Below are 22,482 nucleotides of genomic sequence, written 5' to 3' on the forward strand. Positions count from 1 at the left end.
CCTTCTTGCGCGCAGGGTAGCTCGTAGAGCCGAATCACACCGCTACGACCGCCCCCCTGCCCCCTCAAACATAGCGCGGGATCGGCCCCACCTGCGGCGTCTGGTCCGGCAGGTCCACCATCGTCTCGTCCACGAAACACCAGCCCCAGCCCTCCGGCGGGTCACAGCCCTCGATGATCGGATGCCGCGTCGCGTGGAAGTGTGCGGTCGCGTGGCGGTGCGGGGAGTCGTCGCAACAGCCGACATGACCGCATTCGCGGCACAGCCGCAGATGCACCCATTCGCTGCCGATCCGGAGGCACTCCTCGCACCCCTTCGCGCTCGGCGTTACGTCGCGGATCGTCTCCATGTGCGTGCAGCCGTAGCTCATTCCGCGTGCCTTTCCGCCATGTCTGCCAAAACCGTATGGATCTGCGCGACCACCGCCGCGCCTTCGCCAACCGCCGCCGCGACGCGCTTGGTCGATCCGGCGCGCACGTCGCCGATCGCGAACACACCCGCGCGGCTCGTCTGCAACGGCAGCGCGGCGGCGCCGGTGACGATGAACCCCTTCTCGTCGGTATCGACACAGCCCTTCAGCCAACCCGCATTGGGGTCCGCGCCGATGAACAGGAACAGGTGTCGCATCGCGCACCGCGTCTCGGCGCCGTCGCTGCGTTGGCGGAAGATTGCCCCGGTTAGCCCTGTCGCGCGCTCGCCCTCCAGCCCGACGATCTCGGTGCCGACGCGGATCGTCACGTTGGGCAGCGCGGCGATCCGATCGATCAAATATTTCGACATCGTCGCGGCCAGCGGGCGGCGGACGATCAGGTGCAGGTGCTTCACGCGCGGCGCGAGGAACACCACCGCCTGCCCGGCCGAGTTGCCGCCGCCGACCAGCGCGACCTCCTCACCCTCGCACAACCGCGCCTCGATCGGCGATGCCCAATAGGACACGCCGGCGCCCCTCGAACTCTGCAAGGTCCGGGATGTCGGGCCGCCGATACCGCGCGCCAGACGCGACGATCACGGTCCGCGACTGGACGCGTCGATCGCCGGGCAGTTCGAGCGCAAGCGGGTCGCCCGCGGGCCGATCCTCGTCGCAATCGAGATGCTCGACGGTCAGCGGGATCGCGATCTCCGCGCCGAACTTGAGCGCCTGGTTGAATGCGCGCCCGGCCAACGCCTGCCCCGAAATGCCGGTCGGGAAGCCCAGGTAATTCTCGATCCGCGCCGATGCCCCCCGCCTGCCCGCCGATCGCACGCTCGTCGAGCACGATCACCGACAGACCTTCGGACGCCGCATACACCGCCGCCGCCAGCCCCGCCGGCCCCGCACCGACGATCGCGACGTCATACACGGTGTTCGGATCAAGCTCCGGCGTGATCCCGAGGCACGCGGCGACCTCGATATCCGACGGCCGTTTCAGCACAGTACCGTTGGGACAAACGACCAGCGGCAGATCGCTCGACGCGACACCGGTCCGCTCGACCAGTGCACGCCCTTCGTCGTCGGATGCCGCATCGAGGACGATGTTCGGATAGCCCGATCGCGTGAGAAACCCCTGTAGTCGAACGACGTCGGGACTGTCCGGCAGGCCGACGATCACCGTCCCCCCGCTGCCCTGCTCGATCAAGCCGACGCGGCGCAGGATCAGTGCGCGCATCACGATCTCGCCGACGTCCGCGGAGCCGACCATTAGCGCGCGCAGGTGCGCCGGATCGAACGGCAGCGCGGTACACCCTTGGGGGCCAGCGGTGCCGCCCGCGATCGTCGGGCGTCCGGCGAGCTGGTTGACCTCGCCCGTCAACTGCCCCGGGCCGTGCGAGGTAATCGGTGCCTCGTGACTGAGCCCGTCGCGACGGACGACGTCGATCGTTCCTTCGAGCACGAGCCATGCCGCGACGCCGTGCTCGCCGATCGCATAGACCTGCTCGCCCGGAGCAAACACGCGCGCTGGACCGCTCGCAAAGCGCTTTGCCGTCTGAAGCTGTTCCGCGTTGAGCACCGGGAACATCTGGTGATCGCGCGCGCCGAGATCGCTCATGTCTGCGCCACTGGTTCGAGCCCGAGCAACAGCGTCGGGATCAATTCGGACACGGTCGGATGGATCGGCACCGCCCAACGCAACGCGGACACCGGCTGGTCGGCGTTCATCATGTCGAGGATCCCGTGGATCGCCTCGTCGCCGCCGGTGCCGAGGATCGCCGCCCCCAAAATCCGTTGTGTATCCGCATCCGCCACGATCTTCATGAACCCCTTCGTCTCGCCTTTTTCGACCGCGCGCCCGACGCGGGTCATCGGCCGTTTCGAGACCAGGATCAGCCGCCCCGTCTTCTCTGCCTGCGCCTGCGTCAGCCCGACGCGGGCGAGCGGCGGATCGGTGTAGAGCGCATAGCCAACCAGCCGCTCGCTCAGCGTCCGGTCGTCATGATCGAGCAGGTTCGCCGCGGCGATCTCGAAATCGTTATACGCGGTATGCGTGAATGCGCCGCGCCCGTTGCAATCGCCCAGCGCCCATACGCCCGGCACGTTGGTCTGCAGCATGTCGTCGACGGTGACATAACCCCTCTCGTCCGTCGCGATCCCCGCGAGATCGAGCCCGAGGTCGTCGGTATTGGGGCGCCGGCCGACCGCCAGCAGCACATGGCTCCCGATCACCTTCGGATCGCCCGCCTGGCAATCGACCGATACCGCGACGCCGTCCGCATGGCGCGCGAACGCGATGCAGTTCGCGCCGGTTCGCACGGTGATCCCCTCGTCTTCCAATATGCCCCGCACGGCGTCCGACACGTCGGCATCCTCGTGCGCGATCAGCCGTTCGCCGCGCTCCACCACCGTCACCGCGGCGCCGAACCGCCGATACATCTGCGCGAACTCGAGCCCGACATAGCTTCCGCCGACGACGACGAGATGCGCGGGAATCTGCTCCAGCGCGACCATGTCGGTATTGTCGAGATGCGGCACGTCGCCGACACCGGGCATGTCCGGCACGCTCGCGCGGCCGCCGACATTGAGGAAGATGCGCGGCGCGGTCATCTCCTCGCCGTCGACGGCGATCGTCCGCGGTCCGGTGAAGCGGGCGTGGCCGCGCAGGAACGTGAGGCCCACCATATTCTCGAGCCAGCGCTCGTTGCCCGATCGCGCATCCATCACGACCTTGCGCGCGCGCGCCGCGACGGCGGGCATGTCGACCGTGACGTCACCGGTCGCGATCCCGAAATCCGCCGCGCGTCGTGCGAGGTACGCGGCATAGGCACTCGCCACCAGCGTCTTGGTCGGCATGCAGCCGGTATTGACACAGGTTCCGCCGACCAGCTTCCGCTCGATCAGCGCGACCGTCATGCCCGCGGCGGTAAGGCGGCCTGCCAGCGGTGGCCCGGCCTGCCCGGCACCGATGATGATCGCGTCGAAATTCCGCATCAGATCGACAGCACCACCAACACCGCCAGGAGGATCGCGACCGCATCCTCGATCAGCGCGGCCGGTCGATCGCTGCCGAACGTTGCCGCCAGTCGCGCGCGCAAAGCCGCGCCGCCATAAATTCCGAAGACCGCACCGACGATCCCGAGAACGATCCCCGGCAACGGCACGCCGATGCCGTAGCCGACGGCCGCACCCGATACCCCGCCCGTGAGCAGCCGCGCGACGAACTGAGGCGGCACCTTGCGGCTGGGCGTGGACGGCAACTGATCGGTGACGAGTTCGGTGGCCGCGAGCAGCGTGAAGATCCACGGCGTGAACCGGTAGCCGAGGAACGCGAGCCATGTCCCCTGCAACGGCAGCATACCCTTGCTCGCAACCCAGGCGATCGCAGCCGGCGCCAGCATCGCGCGCAAACCGGCGACGATGCCGATGACGAAGGCGAGGATCAGTCCGTGAACGATCTGGGGGACGAGCATGGCGGTCTCCGATCCGGTGTGTTCGACATCGTCCCACGCACCGCCCCGAGCGTCAATTCGTTACGCATCCGATCTGGCCTCGATCCATTCGCGAGTTACCTTCAGCCAACCACCCGACCGGACCAAGCACCTGATATCGAAAGCGAACACGAGGCCATTTTCGCTCGAAATTATTTCGCCGCAGTCGCCTCGATCTCGACCAGGAACGCCGGCCCTGCAAGGGCCGCGACCTGGACGGTCGATCGCGCGACGGTGTTGGGGTTCTCCGCCGTCCCGAAATACATCTTGAACGCGTCGTTCATGCCCGCAAAATCCATCTTGCCGCCAAGCTTCGGATCGCCCGCGACGAACACGGTGAGCTTGATGATGTCGCTCATCGCATAGCCCTGCGCCGCGAGTATCGCCTTGATCTTGCTGAAGACGCTGATCGTCTGCGTCTTGGTATCGCCGAAATCGGCGGTCGTCAGTTGTGCCGGCGGTGTCTTGCTCGCCGGATCGATGGGAGCCGCCAACAGCATCTTCGCACCTGCCGGCACGGTGACGCCCTGAAGGATCAGCCCGGGCGGCGTGTTGGCGTGCCGGACGATCGTCGACTTGCCATCTGCGGCCATCGCCAAGCCAGGCAAGGCGAGCATTGCGCAGATCGCCACGGCCAGCGCGATGGAGTTCGTCTTGATCGTCATGTGTTTCTTTCCCAGTTGCGGATGCGAATGGTTCGGGCGCGGCGCGGTGTGCCGCCGCGCCCGATCTCTTCGAAGCTGACGGTCTCGCGGGCGGGATACTCACCCTTCGATCCTGTCGGGCCGGACGTCCACGTCATGCCGCGCGTCGCGAACGGTCCGCCCCCAATGCGGCCCGGTTAGCGCCTTGCGCCGCAACCCGCCTGGCCAGCGCCATGACCTGGCCGTGGGCGGACTGGATGCCGCCTTCCTGCCAGCCCGGAGTCTGGCTGAGCGCGGCGGATGCGAAATAGACGCGGCCGTCAGGCTTCTGGAGCAGGCGGAACTCGGGCGTGTCGATATGCCCCTCCTGCCGCCCGTTCGCGCTGCCCGCATTCCAGTCGGGCCACGGCCCCAGGCTGTACGGGATCTTGTGCCAGTTCACCGCGATGCCGTCGACCAGATCGCCGCCATGCCCCGGGTGCAGCCGGTCGATTACCCCGCGCGAGAACGCGATCTGCTCGGCGATCGGCCGCTTGGCGAACTCGGCGGCGTTGGGGCCCGACGAATAACAGCCGAGAATCATGCCGCGCGCGGAATGCAGTCCCGCCGAAGGATACCAAATCAGCCTGGTAGGGCCGCCGACGAACGAGATGCCGCCATAGATCTGTTCGCGTTCCCAGAAGCGCGGGCTTTCGAACGCGACCTTGTTCGAATGATCGTAGACCACCCCGGCGATCGTCGTCTTCAGCGCGGGCGAGAAGTCGGTATCGATCGTCGCGAGCACCGGGAACGGGATCGTGCAGATGATGTAATCCGCCGTCACGGTGTCGACCACGCCGCTCGCCTTGTCGCGGTAGGTCACGTCGACGCCGCGCGCGGTATGGCGGATCCTGGTGACTTCGGCGCCGCGGATCGCGGGGCGGCGCAGGTTGCGATCGAACCCGGCATGGATCCGGTCCATGCCGCCCACCGGCTCGAACATCGTCGCCTGCATGTAGAGATTGTCCTCGAACAGCGTCATCGGCAGCCGTTCGTTCGCCAGCAGCTGGTCCATCGGCACTGCGCTGCCTGCCGACGAGAAGGCGACGCCCGCACCCGGCGCAGTCCCGAACCCCGATCGCTCGGTACCCGCAAACGCATAGTCGGTGCCGAGATCGCCATATGCCTTGAGGAACGGCAGGAGTTTCTGCTTGTCCGCCGCCGTCACCGACTGATCGAGCGCACCCTGGTTGATCGCCTTCGCCAACAGTTCGGCGATGTGACCGCGCATGTCGTTGATCGCGGTCCGCATACGGATCTTGCTGCCGTTCTCGCCCATGACATAGGCGGAGCGGCTCGAATTGACCTCGACCTCCAGCGGCACGCCGAACTTCTTAGCGTACCCGATCAGGCCCTGGTGGAAGCTCGGGATACGCGCAGGCCCCGCGTTGAAGTAGATTCCGTCGGAAAATTTGGCAGTTTGCGTCTGCTCGCCGATCATCTCGATCCTGTCGCCGTCGCGCACCGTCCAGGCGCGGCCGCAGACACGCTCGCGCGCTTCGAGCAACGTGACACGGAAACCAGCCTGTTCGAGCTCGTAGGCAGCCGTCAGCCCGGCGATCCCGGCTCCGAGCACGACGACGTGCGTTCCCTTGCCCAAATTTGGCGTCAGCGTGGCGAGCGCTTCGGCATGCGACGTGCCGATCAATCCTTCGGTCAATCCCAGCGCCTGCATCGCACCGAGTGTCGCGCTCAGCCCTCCCATCAGGCCAAGTCGTCGCAATATCGTCCTGCGTGTAATCGCGGCGTGTATAGTCATCGAGGCCCCCGAGGCGACAAGCCTTCCCATGGCTTGCCGAACGTCAGAACACCGCTGGGTCGAACCCGTCAGCGGCCTCGCAGGATCATCATCCCCCGATCAATCCCGATGGACGTCAGATCAGGAACGGAAAAGAACACATAGTTCGCTTCCGTTCGGTAATCCGACACGTTGCATCTTTTGACTGACCGATTCGGATTGAACATTGCTTCAGCATGTAACGCAAATGAAATCTTTCTTGCTGCGGAACTCGACCGTCGTTGCCGATCCACGACTTATCCGGCGGACCTACAGGTCTTGAATTCCGCTCGACCTCCAGCCAATTCTCGGACTGATCCTTTCACCAAGAGACCTGTCACATCCTATGACCACTGAAACCGCCTCCGCACCTGAAACGTCCGCGCCCGAAACCCATGCCTTCGAGGCGGACGTCGCGCGGCTGCTCCACATGATGGTGCATTCGGTCTATTCGGATAAGACCGTATTCCTGCGCGAACTGATCTCGAACGCCGCCGATGCGTGTGAAAAGCTGCGGTATGAGGCGTTGAGCACGCCCGAGTTGCTTGGGGACGAGACCCGGCTGGCGATCGCGATCACGCTCGATCCCGACGCCAAGACGCTGACGATCGAGGACAACGGCATCGGCATGACCGCCGAGGACATGGGCGAAGCGCTCGGCACGATCGCGCGCTCGGGCACCAAGGCGTTCATGGATCGGATCGCCGCGTCGAGCGGTTCGGATGGCGCGCAGTTGATCGGCCAGTTCGGCGTCGGCTTCTATTCCGCGTTCATGGTCGCATCGAAGGTCGACGTGATCTCGCGGCGCGCTGGCGCAGACATCGCCTCGCTTTGGTCGTCGGACGGCCTCGGCACCTACACGATCGCCGACGTGCCGACCGCGGACGCCCCTGCCCGCGGCACCCGCGTCGTGCTGCACCTGCTCGACGACGCGACCACCTACACCGACCGTTTCACCGTCGAGCGCCTGATCAAGGACCAGTCGGGCCACGTACCCGTGGCGATCACGCTGCGCGAAAAGCCCGATGCCGAGCCGGTCGATGTCGCGGACGGTGCCGCGCTGTGGACCAAGCCGAAGGCGGATATTTCCGCGGAGGATTATGCCGATTTCTACCGCAGCGTCTCCGGCCAGTATGACGAGCCCGCGCTGACGCTCCACTACCGCGCCGAGGGGCTGCACGAATATTCGGTGCTCGCCTATGTGCCGGGTGCCAAGCCGTTCGACCTGTTCGATCCCGACCGCAACGGCCGTATGAAGCTGTACGTCAAACGCGTCTTCATCACCGACGACGCCGAGGTCCTGCCGCGCTATCTTCGTTTCATGCGCGGATTGGTGGATTCGTCCGACCTGCCGCTGAACGTCTCGCGCGAGATGATCCAGGAAAGCCCGATGCTCTCGGCGATCCGCAAGGGCGTGACCGGCCGCGTACTGTCCGAACTCGACAAGCTCACGACCCGCGATCCTGAAGCGTATGCGAAAATCTGGGAGAATTTCGGCGCGGTCCTGAAGGAGGGGCTGTACGAGGATTTCGAACGGCGCGAGGCGCTGCTGAAGCTCGCCCGGTTCAAGACCACGACGTCCGGCGGTGCTTGGCGTTCGGTTGCTGACTATGTCGCGGCGATGAAGGACAACCAGACCGCGATCTATTACGCGGTCGGTACCGATCTCGACCGCCTCGAAGCCTCGCCACAGCTCGAGGGGTTCCGCGCGCGTGGGATCGAAGTGCTGTTGCTGCCGGACTCGGTCGACGGCTTCTGGGTGACGGCGGGCATCGATCATGACGGCAAGCCGTTCAAGTCGGTCACACAGGGCGCTGCCGATCTCGGCCTGATTCCGCTCGTCGACGGTGCCGAGCAACCGACCGCCGATGCGACGCCGGCGGTCGCCGACTTCATTGCATTCGTGAAGACGACGCTCGCAGATGCCGTTTCGGAAGTCCGCGCGTCCGAGCGCCTCACCGACAGCGCGGTCTGCCTCGTAGCAGCAGACAGCGGCATGGACCGCCAGCTCGAACGCATCCTCGCGGCGAGCGGTCAGGCGATGCCGGCGGCCAAGCCGGTGCTGGAGATCAACCCGCGCTCGGCATTGATCGCCAAGTTGGCAGCGCTCGGCGAGGACGAGACGGCCCTGCGGGAGGACGCGGCGCACCTGTTGTTCGACGAGGCGCAGATCGCCGACGGGGAGCGCCCGATCGATGCCCGGGCATTCTCCGCTCGCCTGACGCGACTGTTCACGCGCGCGCTGAGCTAACCGCCCCGACCGCGGTTTCGCAGGTTTGCGGAACCGCGGTCCAGCGAATACCCCGTTCCAAAGACTGAGGAGCAGGATATGTCGCCCATTCTAGACCGTCGCCAGATGCTGACCGGCGGCGCAGCCATCGCTGGCCTGTCGCTCAGCTCGACCGCCGTGTTTGCGCAAAGCGACCGGATCGAGAGCCTGATCGCCAAGATGACACCCGCCGAAAAAGCGGGCCAGCTCAGTTGCTTCTCGGATCAGATCCGCCCGATCGGCGTCCCCTTCAACCCCGGCCTCGCGACCGGCGGCGCAGCAGAGCAGCTCGCTCGGATCAAGACCGGGCAGATCGGCATGCTCTTCAACGGTGTCGGCTATGCCGGTGCCAAGGCGGCGCAGGACGCCGCGCTCGCGACCCGCTTGAAGATTCCCCTGATCTTCGCCGGCGACGTCATCCACGGCCTGCGAACCGCCTACCCGCTGCCAATCGCAGAGGCCTGCGCGTTCGACCCCGATCTGGCGATGCGCACCGCACGTGAGGCCGCGCTTGAGACCACGGCGCTCGGCATCCACTGGACCTTCGCGCCGATGGTCGACGTCGCGCGCGATCAACGCTGGGGTCGTGTCGCGGAAGGCTCTGGTGAAGACCCGTATCTCGGCATGGAACTCGCCAAAGCACGCGTCCGCGGCTTCCAGGGCAACGATCTTCGCGACCCCACGCGCGTTGCCGCCTGCGCCAAGCATTTCGCCGCGTACGGAGCGGTTTCCGGTGGCCAGGATTACAACTTCACCGAAATTTCGCCCGCCACGCTGCACGAAGTCCATCTCGCGCCGTTCAAGGCGGCGGTCGATGCTGGCGTGGCGACTTTGATGAGCGCGTTCAACGACATCGACGGCGTTCCTTCCAGCGGCAATCACTGGCTGATGACCGACCTGCTGCGCGGCGAATGGCGGTTCCGCGGGATGGTCGTCGGCGACTATACCGCGGACGAGGAACTGATCGCGCATGGCTATGCCGCCGATGGCCGCGACGCCGCGAAGAAGGCATTCATGGCGGGCATGGACATGGACATGCAATCCAACCTGTTCAATCTGTGGCTCCCTGACCTAGTCGAGAAGGGCGAGGTCCCGCTCGCGCGGCTCGACGAAGGCGTTCGGCGCGTGTTGCACCTGAAGGACGCGATCGGCCTGTTCGACAACCCCTATCGCTCGGTCAGCCAGAAGGCGGAACGCACCAGCATTTCGACGCCCGCCATGCTGAAGCTCAGCCGCGAGGCCGGGGCGCGTTCGATCGTATTGCTGAAGAACGACGGTAACCTGCTGCCCTTGAAGAAGAACCCAGGCCGTATCGCGTTGATTGGCCCGTTCGCGGAGGATCGCAAAAACGTCGTAGGCACCTGGGCGTTCATGGCTGATGAAAAACTCAACGTCTCGATCGCGCAGGGCCTCCGCGCTCGCGGACTGACGGTCACGACGGCGCCGGGATCGGAAATCGAAGCCCCCCTGCCCGGTGGGATCGCCGCGGCCGTCGCCGCTGCGCAAAACGCGGACATCGTCCTGCTCGCGGTCGGGGAATCGCAGCTCATGTCGGGCGAAGCGCAATCGCGTACCGAAATCACGATCCCCGCATCACAGATGGCACTCGCCGAAGCCATCGCGAAGACCGGCAAGCCAATGATTGTCCTCCTCCGCCACGGCCGCGCTCTTGCCCTGCATGGCGCAGTGAAAACCGCACCAGCCATCCTCGCGACGTGGTTTCTCGGTTCCGAAAGCGGTCATGCGATCGCCGACGTGCTGTTCGGCGACGTCAACCCTTCCGCCAAGCTGTCCGCCAGCTTCCCCAACGAGAGCGGGCAGGAACCCTATTTCTACAATCACAAGAACACTGGCCGCCCGGCGCCGAATACGGGCAGCCAGGGAATACAAGTCGCGCTACCGCGAGACCAAGAACGAGGCGCTCTATCCGTTCGGTCACGGCCTGAGCTACACCAGCTTTTCGGTCTCGAACGTAGTCGTGCCAGCGCGGATGACCAGTGCGCTCACGGTGACCGCCATCGTGACGAATACCGGTGCCCAAGCCGGCGACGAAGTGGTGCAGCTCTACATCCACGACCGGGTCGCCAGCCGCACCCGACCGGTCCGCGAACTCAAGGGGTTCACGCGCGTCTCACTGGCGCCGGGCGCATCGAAGCGCGTGACACTGACCTTGAAGCGCGAAGACCTGCACTTCTGGGGTGACGGCGATTGGGTGATCGAGCCGGGCCTGTTCGACCTGTGGGTTGCGACGAGTTCGGTCGATGGCGAGAAACAGAGCTTCGAACTCGTATAACCTTGCTCGTCCGCGAAGCTACATCCGCACGACCCTGTTTCCGATCCGCTCGGCCTCTTCAGGGTCGTGCGTGACCATCAGGATCGGAAGCTTGAGCACGTCGCGAACATGCTCGATCGCCAGCATGATCTCCTCGCGGCGCGCACGATCGAGCGACGACAGCGGTTCGTCGAGCAACAGGAAGCGCGGTTGGCTGAGCAGCGCCCGGCCGATCGCCACTCGCTGCGCTTCGCCGCCGGAGAGCGTGCGCGGCCAGCGATCGAGCAGGTGATCGATGCCAAGAAAACCGATTATATCCTCGAACCGCTCCGCTTCGCCGCGGACGCCGTACAGCAAGTTCGCGCGCACGCGCATGTGCGGGAATAATCGAGCTTCCTGAAAGACATATCCGGCTTTCCGGCGCTCGGGTGGTACGTCCACGCCGTCACCGAACAGCGTTTCGCCATCGACCGCGATTCGACCGCGGTCGGGGCGGAGTAGCCCGGCGACCATGTTGAGCACGCTCGACTTGCCGGCGCCCGACGGGCCGAACAGCACCGTTGCGCCCTGGCCGGCCTCCAGCGTCAGCGATACCTGCGTATCGCCGAGGCGCTTCTCTATATCGATCTCAAAGGACATGGAGACCCCGGCCTGCACGGCGCGTCAACAGCTCCGACGCGATCAGAGCCATCAGCGACAAGCCCACGGATACACACGACAATCGCCACACAAGGGCATCGGCACCGGGTTGCTGGAGCGCGGAGTAGATCGCTAGCGGCAAGGTCTGCGTCTCGCCGGGTACGTTGGAAACGAAGGTGATCGTCGCGCCGAACTCGCCGATCGATCGCGCGAAGCCGAGCACCGCGCCGGCCAGCACGCCGGGGATGCTGAGCGGCAACGTCAGCGTCCAGAACACGCGCCACGGCCCCGCACCCAGCGTACGCGCCGCATTCTCGAGCCGTCGGTCGACCGCTTCGATGGAGATCCGCATCGCACGGACCATCAACGGCAGCGCCATGACGCCCGCCGCAATTGCCGCGCCCGTCCAGCGGAACAGGACCGTCACCCCGAACCAGTCCTGCAGCCACGCGCCGATCGGACCATTGGGACCGAACGCCAGCAACAGCAGCCAACCGGTGACGACCGGCGGCACGACCAACGGTAGATGGATCGCCGCATCGACGACGACTTTCCCCGGAAAGCGGACGCGCGCGAGTAGCCACGCCAGCGCGAACGCGATCGGCAAAGTCACCGCCATCGCGACGCCGCCGACCTTCAACGACAGCGCGACGATCCCCCATTCGGTCGCGTCGAGCACTAGCGCGCGGAGAACCCGTAGCGGACGAAGATCGCCTTGCCCGCGGGCGAGACGAGGAAGCGGCGGAAACCCTCGGCCTCCGGGTTCGTCGACGTCTTCAGCCGCGCGATCGGATAGGTGATCGCAGGGTGCGTTGCTTCCGGGAACACCCCGGCGATCCGAACCTTGGGCGACGCCTTGGCATCGGTGGCGTAGACAATCGCGAGCGGCGCCGCGCCACGCTCGACCAGCGCCAGCGTCGCGCGTACATTCTCAGCGCGCACCACCTTCGGCGACACCTGCGCCCAGACGCCGAGCTTTTCCAGCGATGCCTGCCCGTATTTTCCGGCGGGCACGGCGGTATCCGCAATGGCCAACGGCCCGGCGGTCAGTACGCGAACGAGCGCAGCCGGCGGGCGCACCGGGATCCGCACCTTGCTACCCGCTGGAGCCGCGACGACGAGGCGGTTGCCGAGGAACGTGACGCGGGTGCTGGTGACGATCAGGTTCTTCGCCGCGAGTTCGTTCATCCAGTCCTCGTCCGCCGACACGAACAAATCCGCCGGCGCACCGGATTCGACCTGCCGCGCGAGTGCCGACGATGCCGCGAACGAGATCGTCGGCTTCACGTGCCCCTTCTTCGCCCATGCATCGGCGGCGGCAGTCAGCGACTCCTGCAACGACGCGGCAGCGAGCAACAGCGGCGGACGTTTTTGTGCCTGGGCACCCGTCGCCCCGAGACTTGCCGCCATCACCACCGCCGACGTCAGATACCGCATGCCACCTACCCCTCGATCTCTGCGCGTACCGATATATAGCGCCGGGCCATAACGCCAGCCGGTTCGATACGTTGCGCGCCTAGTTCGCCGTGACCCGCCCGGTGCGCGCCAGCTTACCCCAGCCGACCAGCGGTCCGCGCAACGCCTGCGCGATCGCCTTCAGGACGACGTAGTACATCACCTGACGGTAGCCGATCCGCTGCGGGATCAGCAGCCAGAGCAGCCGCCAGCGCTCCTTGCGCTCCAAGGCAAAGCGCGATCGTGGCGGCGAGCAGGTCGATCGCGGTGAAGATCAGCCAATAGGCGAGCATCGTATAGACGTCGTGGCTCGTCTGCTCCCAGCCATGCGCCTGCACCGCAAGATACGTTGACGCGAAGCTGACTAGCAGCGCGAGATCGATGATCGGCGAGATCGACGCGAGCACGATCTGGAACACGATCGCCTGCGGCAAACCGACCCAGCCAAGCCCACGCGGCTGCGACCGGCCGATCGCCGAGCGGTGCTTGTAGAGACACTGCAACGTCCCGAACGCCCAGCGGAAGCGCTGTTTGGCAAGTGCACGCATCGTCTCGGGCGCCTCGGTCCAGGCGATCGCGAACTGATCGTATTGCACCTTCCAACCATGGCGCTGGATCGCAATCGTGAGGTCCTGGTCCTCGGCGAGCGTATCGTCGGGATAGCCGCCAACGCTGCGGACCGCCTCCAGCCGCCATGCGCCGACCGCGCCCGGCACGACGGTCATTGCGTTCAGTCGCGCGAGCGCGCGGCGTTCGAGATTCTGCGCGGTGATGTATTCGAGCGCCTGCCATTTGGTGATCAGATTGACGCGGTTGCCTACCTTCGCGTTACCCGCGACCGCGCCGAGCTTCGGATCATCGAACCAGCGCGCAAGACGGGCGATCGTCATCGGTTCGAACTGCGTATCGGCGTCGAGCGCAATCACGATCTCGCCGCGCGCCAGTTCGAGCCCGCGGTTGAGCGCGCGCGCCTTGCCGCCATTCTCCAGCGTCAGCAGGCGAACGCGGTCGTCGCCGGCGAACGCCTCGGCGACCACGCGGCTGGTGCCGTCGCTCGATCCGTCGTCTATGACGATCACCTCGATCGCGACATCGTTCGACGCCAGCACGCCCTCCACGGCGCGGACGATCACGCGCTCCTCGTTGAATGCCGGGATCATTACCGTCACGAACCGCGACGGATCGATCGCCGGGAACACCGTCTTCAACTCGCGACGTGCCTGGATCAGCGCCAGCGCGGAAAGTGCCAGGGCGCGCAAAATGCCGATCGTGATCGCGATGCCGAAGATCCAGCGGAGCGCGACGACGATGCCGCCGAGCGTGCTGAACAGCGCGAGGTCGGCCACCGCGGCAACACGGTCGCTCGACGAGATCACCGGCATCGACTGGTTGCGCGACAGCCCGGCGAGGGTAGAGACGGGGACGAAGCTGTAGCCCATCGCCCGCAACCGCTCGATGATGATCGGAAGTGCGGCGACGGTCTGCGCGCGGTTGCCACCGGCGTCGTGGAGCAGGATGACGTTGCCGCTGCGCTCGGGATTGCCCGCCTCGACGCCCGCAATGGTCCGGTCGATGATCGCCTGCACACCGGGCCGCTTCCAGTCGTCGGGATCGACGTGAAGACCGACCGAGATATAGCCGCGCTGCTGCGCCTCGAGCGCGGGCAGGATCTCGTCCGCGGTGCTCGGCTCGGCATCGCCGAAATAGGGTGCGCGGAACAGCCGGAGCGAGCGCCCGGTGAACGCCTGGAACAGCCGCTGCGTGGTGTTCAGCTCGTACTTCACCTGCCGCTGCGATACGTTGGCGAGGTTGGGATGCGTGTAGGTGTGGCTGCCGATCTCATGGCCTTCGTCGACCATCCGCTGGAGAAGCGGCCGTTCGGTGAGCGCGTTCTCACCGATGACGAAGAACGTCGCGGGCGCGTGCTCGCGCTTTAGCACGTCGAGGATTTGCGGCGTCCATTCGGGATCGGGGCCGTCGTCGAACGTCAGCGCCAGCTGTTTCGGGCGATAGCCGGTCCGCACGACGACGTACGGCGACGGCATCCGCGTGAAATTGACGTCGGCGATCGTGCCGTCCTTCGCCGGCACCGCGTCGCGGATACCGGTGACGGGTTCGGCGGCGATCTTGAGGATTTCGCCGCTGCCCTCGATATCGACATTGGTCCCGGCCGGCATGTTATCGATGGCATCGGGGATCGGCAGTTTGCGATGATCGCGGCCCCAGATCGACCAGAGCCCCGGGTCCTCCGAGCCGAGACGCCACAGCGCGACGCTGCCCAGGCCCGCCTTTTGCAGGAACGCGATCTGGTTGTACGCCGACGCCGCGTCGAGCAGCCAGACCTGATGCTGCACCCCGCCCTCGGAATAGGCGAAACTGCTGTTGCCGCTGGTCTTGTCGAAGGTCGGGACCGTCCCCGAGTCCGCCGCGGCCTGCCATGCCTCCTCGACATCGAGCGCATCGCCGTTGCCGCTATCCGCGCCTGCGTGCCAGTCATACGCGTAGGAGCCGATCGCCACGACCAACTTGGCGGGGGGGATGCCACGCGCAGCGTCGGCGACCATGCGCGCGAACCAGCGTTGCGACGCGATCGGGCCGGGTGCGCCGCTCGTCTCGTGCTCGTCATAGGCCATCAGGAAGACCTTGTCGGTCACCTTGGCGTAGGCGGGCAGGCTCCAGTCGGGGTTGGCAACCGGGGCTGCGATCGCGACGACCCAACCGCGCGGCGCGAACCGCGCGCGCGTTTCGGCGAGGAAGGCGCGGTAATTCGGCTGCGCCGATGCGGGCAGGTCCTCGAAATCGTAGAACACGCCGCCGGCATGGTTCGCGCTGAGGAACGGCACCAGCTTGTCGAGAAAAGCCGCACGCGCCTTCGGATCGGCGAACAGCGCGGCACTACCAGCGCCGTCCCAGTTTCCGTCGACCGCGTTTTGCACCATCGGCAGGATCATCGGCCGGTGGACCGCCTTGTTGAGGATGTCGCGCCCGGCCTGGTCGCGAAACACGGTGATGTGGTGATCCTTGCCGGTGATCGAGACCCAGCCGGGAATCAGCCAGTCAAGCTGTTCGACGTGCCGCGCGAGGCTCGCCGTGCTCGCCTCGTCCCACGGCGCGTGGAAGGCGATCGCGAGCGGCGGGTTGGCGCCGTTGCCGACACCGGGCTTGGCCGCGCTCGTCCCGAACAGTTGCTTGGCGTAGTAATTCAGGTCGCGCCTAGTCTCGCGGAGGATGCCGCCGCGCGGTGCGGGCAGCTTGTGGAGCGCGGGATGCTCGGGCTCTATCGGGAGCAGCGGCGCAGTCGGTACCGCGCCGATCGAGACGGCGAACATCGCGATCGACAGCAGCAGCAGCGCGATGAACGCCGCGACGCCAAAGGTGAACCGCCGACGACGACGGCCGCTTGCATCATAGAATACGGGATTGAGCGACATGGAGCGAGTATCAACCGGCCGAAGGCAAACGGCAACTCGCCGCAACGTTGCGCTACAATGCCATTTGCGCCCACGCTGCTGAAAAATGCGTCACGCGGGCGTTAGGTAGCGACGTCGAACTCCCTGCATCCCCTCCCCGTGCGGGAGGGGACCGAGGGGTGGGCGCCCCGCCCTAACACCTGCTGCGCTTGACGATAGCGCGAGCGCACCCCGCCCCCTCCCGCTTGCGGGAGGGGGGGAGGTCAGATCAACGGAACTTACCGCTGAGCGACACACCGATGATCCGCGGTTCGTTGAATACCGCCGCCATGTAGTTCTCGATCACGCCCTTGAGGTTCTTCTCGCCGGTGATGTTACGGGCGAATACCGCCAGCTCATAGGCATCGTCCGGCGCCGCATAACCGATCTTCAGGCCGCCCCTCGAAGTTGCCGTTCGCGGTGAACTCCTTGGTCTTGTACAGCACGAACTGCGTGTAGCCCTGGATGTTGAAGTCACCCGCGATGAACGCGCGACCGCCATTGCCGAGCGGCTGATCGTAGCGCGCGGTCAGGTCGACATTGTATTCCGGCGCATTCGGCAGCGGCTCGCCGTCGATCTTGACCAGATACGTCGTACCGAAAGCGCCGGGAACCGCGCGCACCGGCGCCGAGGGCGTGCAGACCACGACGTTGTTGAGCGCGCAGATCTGCACCTCGGTCGTCTTGTCGCGGATCGCGCTGTGCAACAGGCTAAGGCCGGCGCCCAGCGTGAGGTTCGGTACCGGCTTCCAATTGGCCTCGGCTTCCATGCCGTACGCCTCGGCCTTGTTGCCGTTGAACAAGATGCCGTTGCCGTTGACGTCGTTGCCGTTGAGCTGGATATCGTTGACGCGGTAGCCGAACACCGTGGCGTTGAGCGTCAGCGTATTGTCGAGCAGACGCGTCTTGATCCCCGTCTCCCACGACAGGATCGTCTCCGAGTTCGCGGTCGAGAAGTCGGAGTTGAACACCGCCGAACGACCCTGGATCGTCGGTCCGCGGAAGCCCTGGGCGACGCGCGAATACAGGCTGATGTCGGGGTTCGCCTGGTACAGGATGCTCGCATCCCAGCTCGGCTTGGTCGACTTGAGCGTGACGTCGCGGCGGAAGTTGGTCGGATACTGATTGACGCCAGCCGCATTCTGCACGGTCTTCAGCAACTGCGTACGCTTCTTGTCCTCGGTGATGCGGCCGCCAAGCGTTACCGTCAACTTGTCCATCAGCTCGTAGCTGACCTGGCCGAAGCCCGCCCACGAGGTGTTGACGTCATGCAACCGCACCCAGTTGTTGGGATTGCGCGCCGCCGTCGTCAGGAAGAACGTCCGCTGATAGAAGTCGGTGATGTCGCGGTTGTCGAAGTACAAGCCTCCGAGCTGCCAGTTGAAACGGCCACCGGGGGTGCCGGCAACGCGCACTTCCTGCGACCATTGATCGAGATCGCGGATCTGGCCCTGCGACTGGCCGAAGCCGTTGGCGACGCCGCGGACCGGGAAGTTCGCGCCCGCACCACCATCGGTATCGCCGCGGCTGAACCCGGACGTGGTCTCGTATGCGGTGATCGAGGTCAACGTGGCCGGACCGAAGTCATACGACGCACGCGCCGAGCCGCCATAGGTGTTGTAGCTCTGCGGGTTGTCGTTACCCTCGTCGAGCGACACGGTATTGCGCGGCTCGGCGGAGACGTCGTTCGAACCCTTCTTGAGCGCGCCGCGGTGGAACAACGTCGAGGTGCCGTCATACCAGCGCGCGTGGCCCGACAGGTCGAGGGTGAAGCGCTCGCCCGGTGTCAGCGCAAGCTGTACGCGGACGTTGCGATCGTCGAAGCCACCCATCGCGTCCTTGCGCGGCGTCGCGGTGCTGTCCTGGCTTACACCGGCATAGGCGTTATCGATGTAATCCGAGCGGTGCTGGAGCAGCGTCGACAAGCGGATCGAGAGGGAGGTCCTTGATCAGCGGACCGCCAACGCCCGCATCGAGGCTGACGCTGCCATAGCTGCCGACCGAGGCCGATGCGCGGCTCTCGAAGTCGTTGGTCGGCTTGTTCGTGTCGAACTTGATGATGCCGGCGGTGGTGTTGCGCCCGAACAGCGACCCTTGCGGACCACGCAGGACTTCGACTTGGCGGACGTCGAACACCGGGTTCGACTTCAGCACGACATGCTCGAGGATCACGTCGTCCTGGATGATCGTGACCGGCTGCGATGCACCGAGGTAGAAATCGATATTGCCGAGGCCGCGGATATAGAAGCGCGGGAAGATACGGCCGGTGGTCGATTCAACGTACAGGCCGGGGACGCGACCCGACAGCGCGAGCAGCGTGTCGTCGCCGCCTGCGGTATAGGCGCGCAGTGCATCGCCCGACGCGACGCCGACCGAGAGCGGCACCTTCTGGAGGTTTTCCGAGCGGCGCTCGGCGGTGACGACGATATCGTCCAAGCCTTCCTCGGGAGCGGCCTGCCCAGCCTGGGCCTCATCCTGGACCGGCGCGGCCTGTGCGAACGCAGCCGAGCCACCCACAACCGAACCAAACGCGACGCCGAGCATCAACGCCGACTTAACGACCGAAATCTTCAAGATGATATTCCCCAATAGTGCGGCGGCGTCCCTGACGACCGGCCGCACATCCCAATACGCAACGTCGCTACGCGCCATCGACCGCCCTCCCCGGACGGCCCGACGACGCCTCGCGACGCTCACTCCCCGGTTGGGCGGTTAGGCCGGGAATGTGTTGGTATGATGACAGTTGGTTACGGCGTTTTGGGTGATTGCAGGTTTGCGACACGGTGCGATATTTTTGCCGATGGCAGGAAGCGGAAACGCCATGCTAGCTTCGCCCTATGGACTTCGTGATGCGATTTTGGCTGACCATTCGGCGTTCGGGTTGGTTCGAGCCCAGTGCGACGGGCGGCATCTTCCCGTTCCCTTTTGCCTGGCAGGCTTGGGCGATCATGGCGGCATTTATCGCCGCGATTGCAGCGAGTGTCGTACTGCACGGCGAAGCGGCGTGGCTAACGCGGATTATCCTGTGCATCGGCTACATCGCGTTTGGGGTCGCGACGTACGAGTGACGGCGACCGCGGTGATGCGCCGTTCCAGCGCGGGTAGGCATTCGGGGTTTGGGTTGACGAGTGTTTCAACGTCGTCGCTCCTCCACGGCGGAAAGGTTCGACGTCGATCGCCGCACACAGTGGTAGCATGTTTCCCCGCGAAGGCGGGGACCCAGACTGGGCTCCCGCCTTCGCGGAAGAACAAGGAAGAGCGAACTGGCTTTCGAACTCAGCCTAAGCTGCGCCACGGCAAAGCCGCGTAATCGAACGACATGACCGAGTACACGCTTGGTCTGTCGCCGTCCGGCTTGGCGATGGACCACGGCTAAGCTGCTGCGCCGTTTAGCCTCGGACGCCTACGCGTCGTCGCCCATCCTCAGCGCGGCAATGAACGCCTCCTGCGGGATGCTGACCGAGCCGTATTCGCGCATCTTCAGCTTGCCCTTCTTCTGCTTTTCCAGAAGCTTCTTCTTGCGGCTAGCGTCGCCACCGTAACACTTCGCGGTTACGTCCTTGCGCATCGCGCTGATCGTCTCGCGCGCGATCACCTTGCCGCCGATCGCCGCCTGGATCGGGATCTTGAACAGATGGCGCGGGATCAGCTCCTTCAGCCGCTCGACCATGCCGCGGCCGCGCACTTCGGCGGTGCCGCGGTGGACGATCATGCTCAGCGCGTCGACCGGCTCCTCGTTGACGAGGATGCCCATCTTGACGAGGTGGCCCTCGCGGTAGCCGATCTGGTGATAATCGAAGCTGGCATAGCCCTTGGACATCGACTTCAACCGATCGTAGAAATCGAACACGACTTCGTTCAGCGGCAGCTCGTAGGTCGCCTGCGCGCGACCGCCGACATAGGTCAGGTTCTTCTGGATGCCGCGGCGGTCCTGACAGAGCTTCAGGACGCTGCCGAGATACTCGTCGGGGACGTAGATCGTCGCCTCGATCCACGGCTCGCTGATCGTCGCGATCTTGTTCGGCTCGGGCATGTCGGCGGGGTTGTGCAGCTCGATATGCGTCGTGCCGGACGGATCGGGGTGGGTCAGCTCGATCTCGTATACGACGGACGGCGCGGTGGTGATCAGGTCGACGTCGTATTCGCGGGTCAGGCGCTCCTGGATGATCTCCAGATGGAGCAGCCCGAGGAACCCGCAACGGAAGCCGAAGCCCAGTGCGGCCGATGTCTCCATCTCGAACGAGAAGCTCGCATCGTTAAGGCGCAGCTTCGAGATGCTCTCGCGCAGCTTCTCGAACTCTGCGGCATCGACCGGGAACATCCCGCAGAACACGACCGGCTGGACTTCCTTGAAGCCCGCGAGCGCTTCGAGCGCAGGCCGCTTGGCATCGGTGATCGTGTCGCCGACGCGGGTCTGCGCGACCTCTTTGATCTGCGCGGTGATGAAGCCCATCTCGCCGGTGCCGAGCTCGGTCAGCTGCTCGATCTTCGGACGGAAACAGCCGACGCGGTCGACCAGGTGCATTGTCCCGGTCTGCATGAACTTGATCTGCTGGCCCTTCTTCAGGACGCCGTCGATCACGCGCACCAGGATGACGACGCCGAGATACGGATCGTACCAGCTGTCGACGAGCATCGCCTTCAGCGGCGCCTCCGGGTCGCCGCTGGGCGGCGGGATCTTGGTGACGATCGCCTCGAGGATCTCGACGATGCCGATCCCGGACTTGGCCGACGCGAGCACCGCCTCGGACGCGTCGATGCCGATCACGTCCTCGATTTCCTTGCGTACCTTCTCGGGCTCGGCGGCGGGCAGATCGATCTTGTTGATGACGGGCACGATCTCGTGGTCGTGCTCGATCGACTGGTAGACGTTGGCGAGCGTCTGCGCCTCGACGCCCTGCGCCGCATCGACCACCAGCAGAGCGCCTTCGCACGCGGCCAGGCTGCGGCTTACCTCGTAGGCGAAGTCGACGTGTCCCGGCGTATCCATAAGGTTGAGGACGTAATCGAGACCGTCCTTGGCTTTGTACGCGAGACGCACGGTCTGCGCCTTGATCGTGATCCCACGCTCTTTCTCGATGTCCATGTTGTCGAGCACCTGCTCGGACATTTCGCGCGCGGTCAGGCCGCCAGTTTCCTGGATCAGCCGGTCGGCGAGCGTCGACTTGCCATGGTCGATATGGGCGATGATGGAAAAATTGCGGATGCGGTCGAGCGGAGTCATGGCGCGCTCCTAGCAGCGACACCGCGTGCGCGATAGATCGCGGACACACTCCATAATTGTCTTGAACGTTCGGGATGTCGCGGCTAGGGCGCTCACCGGCAATGTTGTCGGGGCGTGGCGCAGTCTGGTAGCGCACTGGTCTCGGGGTCCAGGGGTCGTAGGTTCGAATCCTATCGCCCCGACCATTGCCAATTTTATTGGGGTGAGTTTGCCCCCTCCCCGAACCAAACTCTCCGTGATGATGTAAGCGCGCACCGCCCAGCGGGCGCCCTGCCGCCGAGACAAAACCCAGCGTGCTAGAACGCGCTGGCGATCCGCTTTTGCATCGACCGAACGGGGCTCGCGATCACCGCCGGCATATCCTGCGCCTCATCCATCAGGGCCACGCGTCGATGCAGGTCGGTGCTTGCCCCGATCATCTCACGCGCCCGCGTCGGCAGCATCGCAAGTAGCGCCGCATCGGTGATCGGCGCATCGCCCAGGCGTCGCGCGGGATCGAGCGCGTCGCGGGGGGCGCAACTCCCCCGCCTGGACCGCGCGTTGCGTCAGCAGCCACGCGATGACGTGCATCAGCCGGGTTGTCACCTTGAGCGACTCGCAACTGAAGCTGACCCGGATCAGCGGATCGAGCGCCTCGCGTTCCACCCGACCGGCTTCGTCGAAATAGGTCCGTGCCTCGTCGGCCAGCAGCATCGCCTCGCTATACAGAGCGTCGATCAGGCGGCGCTGCATCCGCGATTCATAGCCGGCGTGGGTCATCGATTGGACAAATGGCACACCGGCCAGACGTCATCCAGAGAGGTTAACGATCCGC

The 22,482-nt window shown here is 65.4% G+C and carries 13 protein-coding genes, 1 tRNA gene and 4 pseudogenes; 4 read left to right on the forward strand and 14 right to left on the reverse strand.

Annotated elements, in window-relative coordinates:
* Positions 1-64: 64 nt before the first annotated feature.
* The 6 genes and pseudogenes from NHF48_RS05630 to NHF48_RS05655 form a co-directional block, all read right to left on the reverse strand.
* On the reverse strand, positions 65-370 hold the full coding sequence (locus NHF48_RS05630) for a UBP-type zinc finger domain-containing protein (RefSeq protein ID WP_253070532.1): 306 nt from the start codon (positions 368-370) through the stop codon (positions 65-67).
* A pseudogene (locus NHF48_RS05635) lies at positions 367-2,027 on the reverse strand (FAD-dependent oxidoreductase). Before NHF48_RS05635 ends, NHF48_RS05630 begins: the two are co-directional and overlap by 4 nt.
* On the reverse strand, positions 2,024-3,406 hold the full coding sequence (locus tag NHF48_RS05640) for an FAD-containing oxidoreductase (protein ID WP_253072349.1): 1,383 nt from the start codon (positions 3,404-3,406) through the stop codon (positions 2,024-2,026). Before NHF48_RS05640 ends, NHF48_RS05635 begins: the two are co-directional and overlap by 4 nt.
* Complete coding sequence (locus tag NHF48_RS05645) at positions 3,403-3,882, reverse strand: DUF4126 domain-containing protein (protein ID WP_253070534.1); 480 nt, start codon at positions 3,880-3,882, stop codon at positions 3,403-3,405. Before NHF48_RS05645 ends, NHF48_RS05640 begins: the two co-directional genes overlap by 4 nt.
* A 170-nt stretch (positions 3,883-4,052) precedes the next feature.
* Positions 4,053-4,565, reverse strand: coding sequence for a Rid family hydrolase (locus tag NHF48_RS05650; RefSeq protein WP_253070535.1), 513 nt, complete (start codon positions 4,563-4,565; stop codon positions 4,053-4,055).
* 133 nt (positions 4,566-4,698) lie between these two features.
* Positions 4,699-6,342 (reverse strand): flavin monoamine oxidase family protein, encoded by a 1,644-nt coding sequence (locus NHF48_RS05655; RefSeq protein ID WP_253070536.1) that lies wholly within the window; start codon positions 6,340-6,342, stop codon positions 4,699-4,701.
* A gap of 364 nt (positions 6,343-6,706) precedes the next feature.
* Between NHF48_RS05655 and htpG the strand changes: the two genes are divergently transcribed.
* Positions 6,707-8,611, forward strand: a complete 1,905-nt coding sequence (htpG, locus tag NHF48_RS05660) for a molecular chaperone HtpG (RefSeq protein WP_253070537.1) — start codon at positions 6,707-6,709, stop codon at positions 8,609-8,611.
* Between the two features lie 78 nt (positions 8,612-8,689).
* Positions 8,690-10,922 (forward strand): annotated as a pseudogene (locus NHF48_RS05665) (glycoside hydrolase family 3 N-terminal domain-containing protein).
* 18 nt (positions 10,923-10,940) lie between these two features.
* Here NHF48_RS05665 and NHF48_RS05670 read toward each other — a convergent pair.
* The 5 genes and pseudogenes from NHF48_RS05670 to NHF48_RS05690 form a co-directional block, all read right to left on the reverse strand.
* Positions 10,941-11,540: an ATP-binding cassette domain-containing protein gene (locus NHF48_RS05670; protein ID WP_253070538.1), complete on the reverse strand. Its 600-nt coding sequence runs from the start codon at positions 11,538-11,540 to the stop codon at positions 10,941-10,943.
* Entirely contained in the window at positions 11,530-12,219 is a 690-nt protein-coding gene (gene modB, locus NHF48_RS05675) for a molybdate ABC transporter permease subunit (protein WP_253070539.1), read from the reverse strand. Before modB ends, NHF48_RS05670 begins: the two co-directional genes overlap by 11 nt.
* Positions 12,219-12,977, reverse strand: coding sequence for a molybdate ABC transporter substrate-binding protein (modA, locus tag NHF48_RS05680; RefSeq protein ID WP_253070540.1), 759 nt, complete (start codon positions 12,975-12,977; stop codon positions 12,219-12,221). The genes modB and modA overlap by 1 nt, the downstream gene beginning before the upstream one ends.
* A gap of 79 nt (positions 12,978-13,056) precedes the next feature.
* Positions 13,057-16,426: pseudogene (locus tag NHF48_RS05685) on the reverse strand (polysaccharide deacetylase family protein).
* A gap of 247 nt (positions 16,427-16,673) precedes the next feature.
* Positions 16,674-18,988: pseudogene (locus tag NHF48_RS05690) on the reverse strand (TonB-dependent receptor).
* Positions 18,989-19,293: 305 nt separating this feature from the next.
* On the opposite strand from NHF48_RS05690, the gene NHF48_RS05695 reads away from it, so the two are divergent.
* A complete protein-coding gene (locus tag NHF48_RS05695; RefSeq protein ID WP_253070541.1) occupies positions 19,294-19,512 on the forward strand; it encodes a hypothetical protein in 219 nt (72 codons plus the stop codon).
* A gap of 335 nt (positions 19,513-19,847) precedes the next feature.
* Here NHF48_RS05695 and lepA read toward each other — a convergent pair whose 3' ends face one another.
* Complete coding sequence (gene lepA / locus NHF48_RS05700; RefSeq protein WP_253070542.1) at positions 19,848-21,668, reverse strand: translation elongation factor 4; 1,821 nt, start codon at positions 21,666-21,668, stop codon at positions 19,848-19,850.
* A gap of 108 nt (positions 21,669-21,776) precedes the next feature.
* Here lepA and NHF48_RS05705 point away from each other — a divergent pair.
* Positions 21,777-21,853, forward strand: a tRNA-Pro gene (locus NHF48_RS05705).
* Between the two features lie 111 nt (positions 21,854-21,964).
* Here the strand turns inward: NHF48_RS05705 and NHF48_RS24725 are convergent.
* Together NHF48_RS24725 and NHF48_RS05710 are read right to left on the reverse strand one after the other, a co-directional pair.
* Entirely contained in the window at positions 21,965-22,111 is a 147-nt protein-coding gene (locus tag NHF48_RS24725; RefSeq protein ID WP_446741110.1) for a hypothetical protein, read from the reverse strand.
* Positions 22,089-22,400, reverse strand: a complete 312-nt coding sequence (locus tag NHF48_RS05710; RefSeq protein ID WP_342454590.1) for a DUF1465 family protein — start codon at positions 22,398-22,400, stop codon at positions 22,089-22,091. The genes NHF48_RS24725 and NHF48_RS05710 overlap by 23 nt, the downstream gene beginning before the upstream one ends.
* Positions 22,401-22,482: the final 82 nt, after the last annotated feature.

The sequence above is a fragment of the Sphingomonas sp. H160509 genome (genome assembly GCF_024124765.2).
Classification (GTDB): domain Bacteria; phylum Pseudomonadota; class Alphaproteobacteria; order Sphingomonadales; family Sphingomonadaceae; genus Sphingomonas.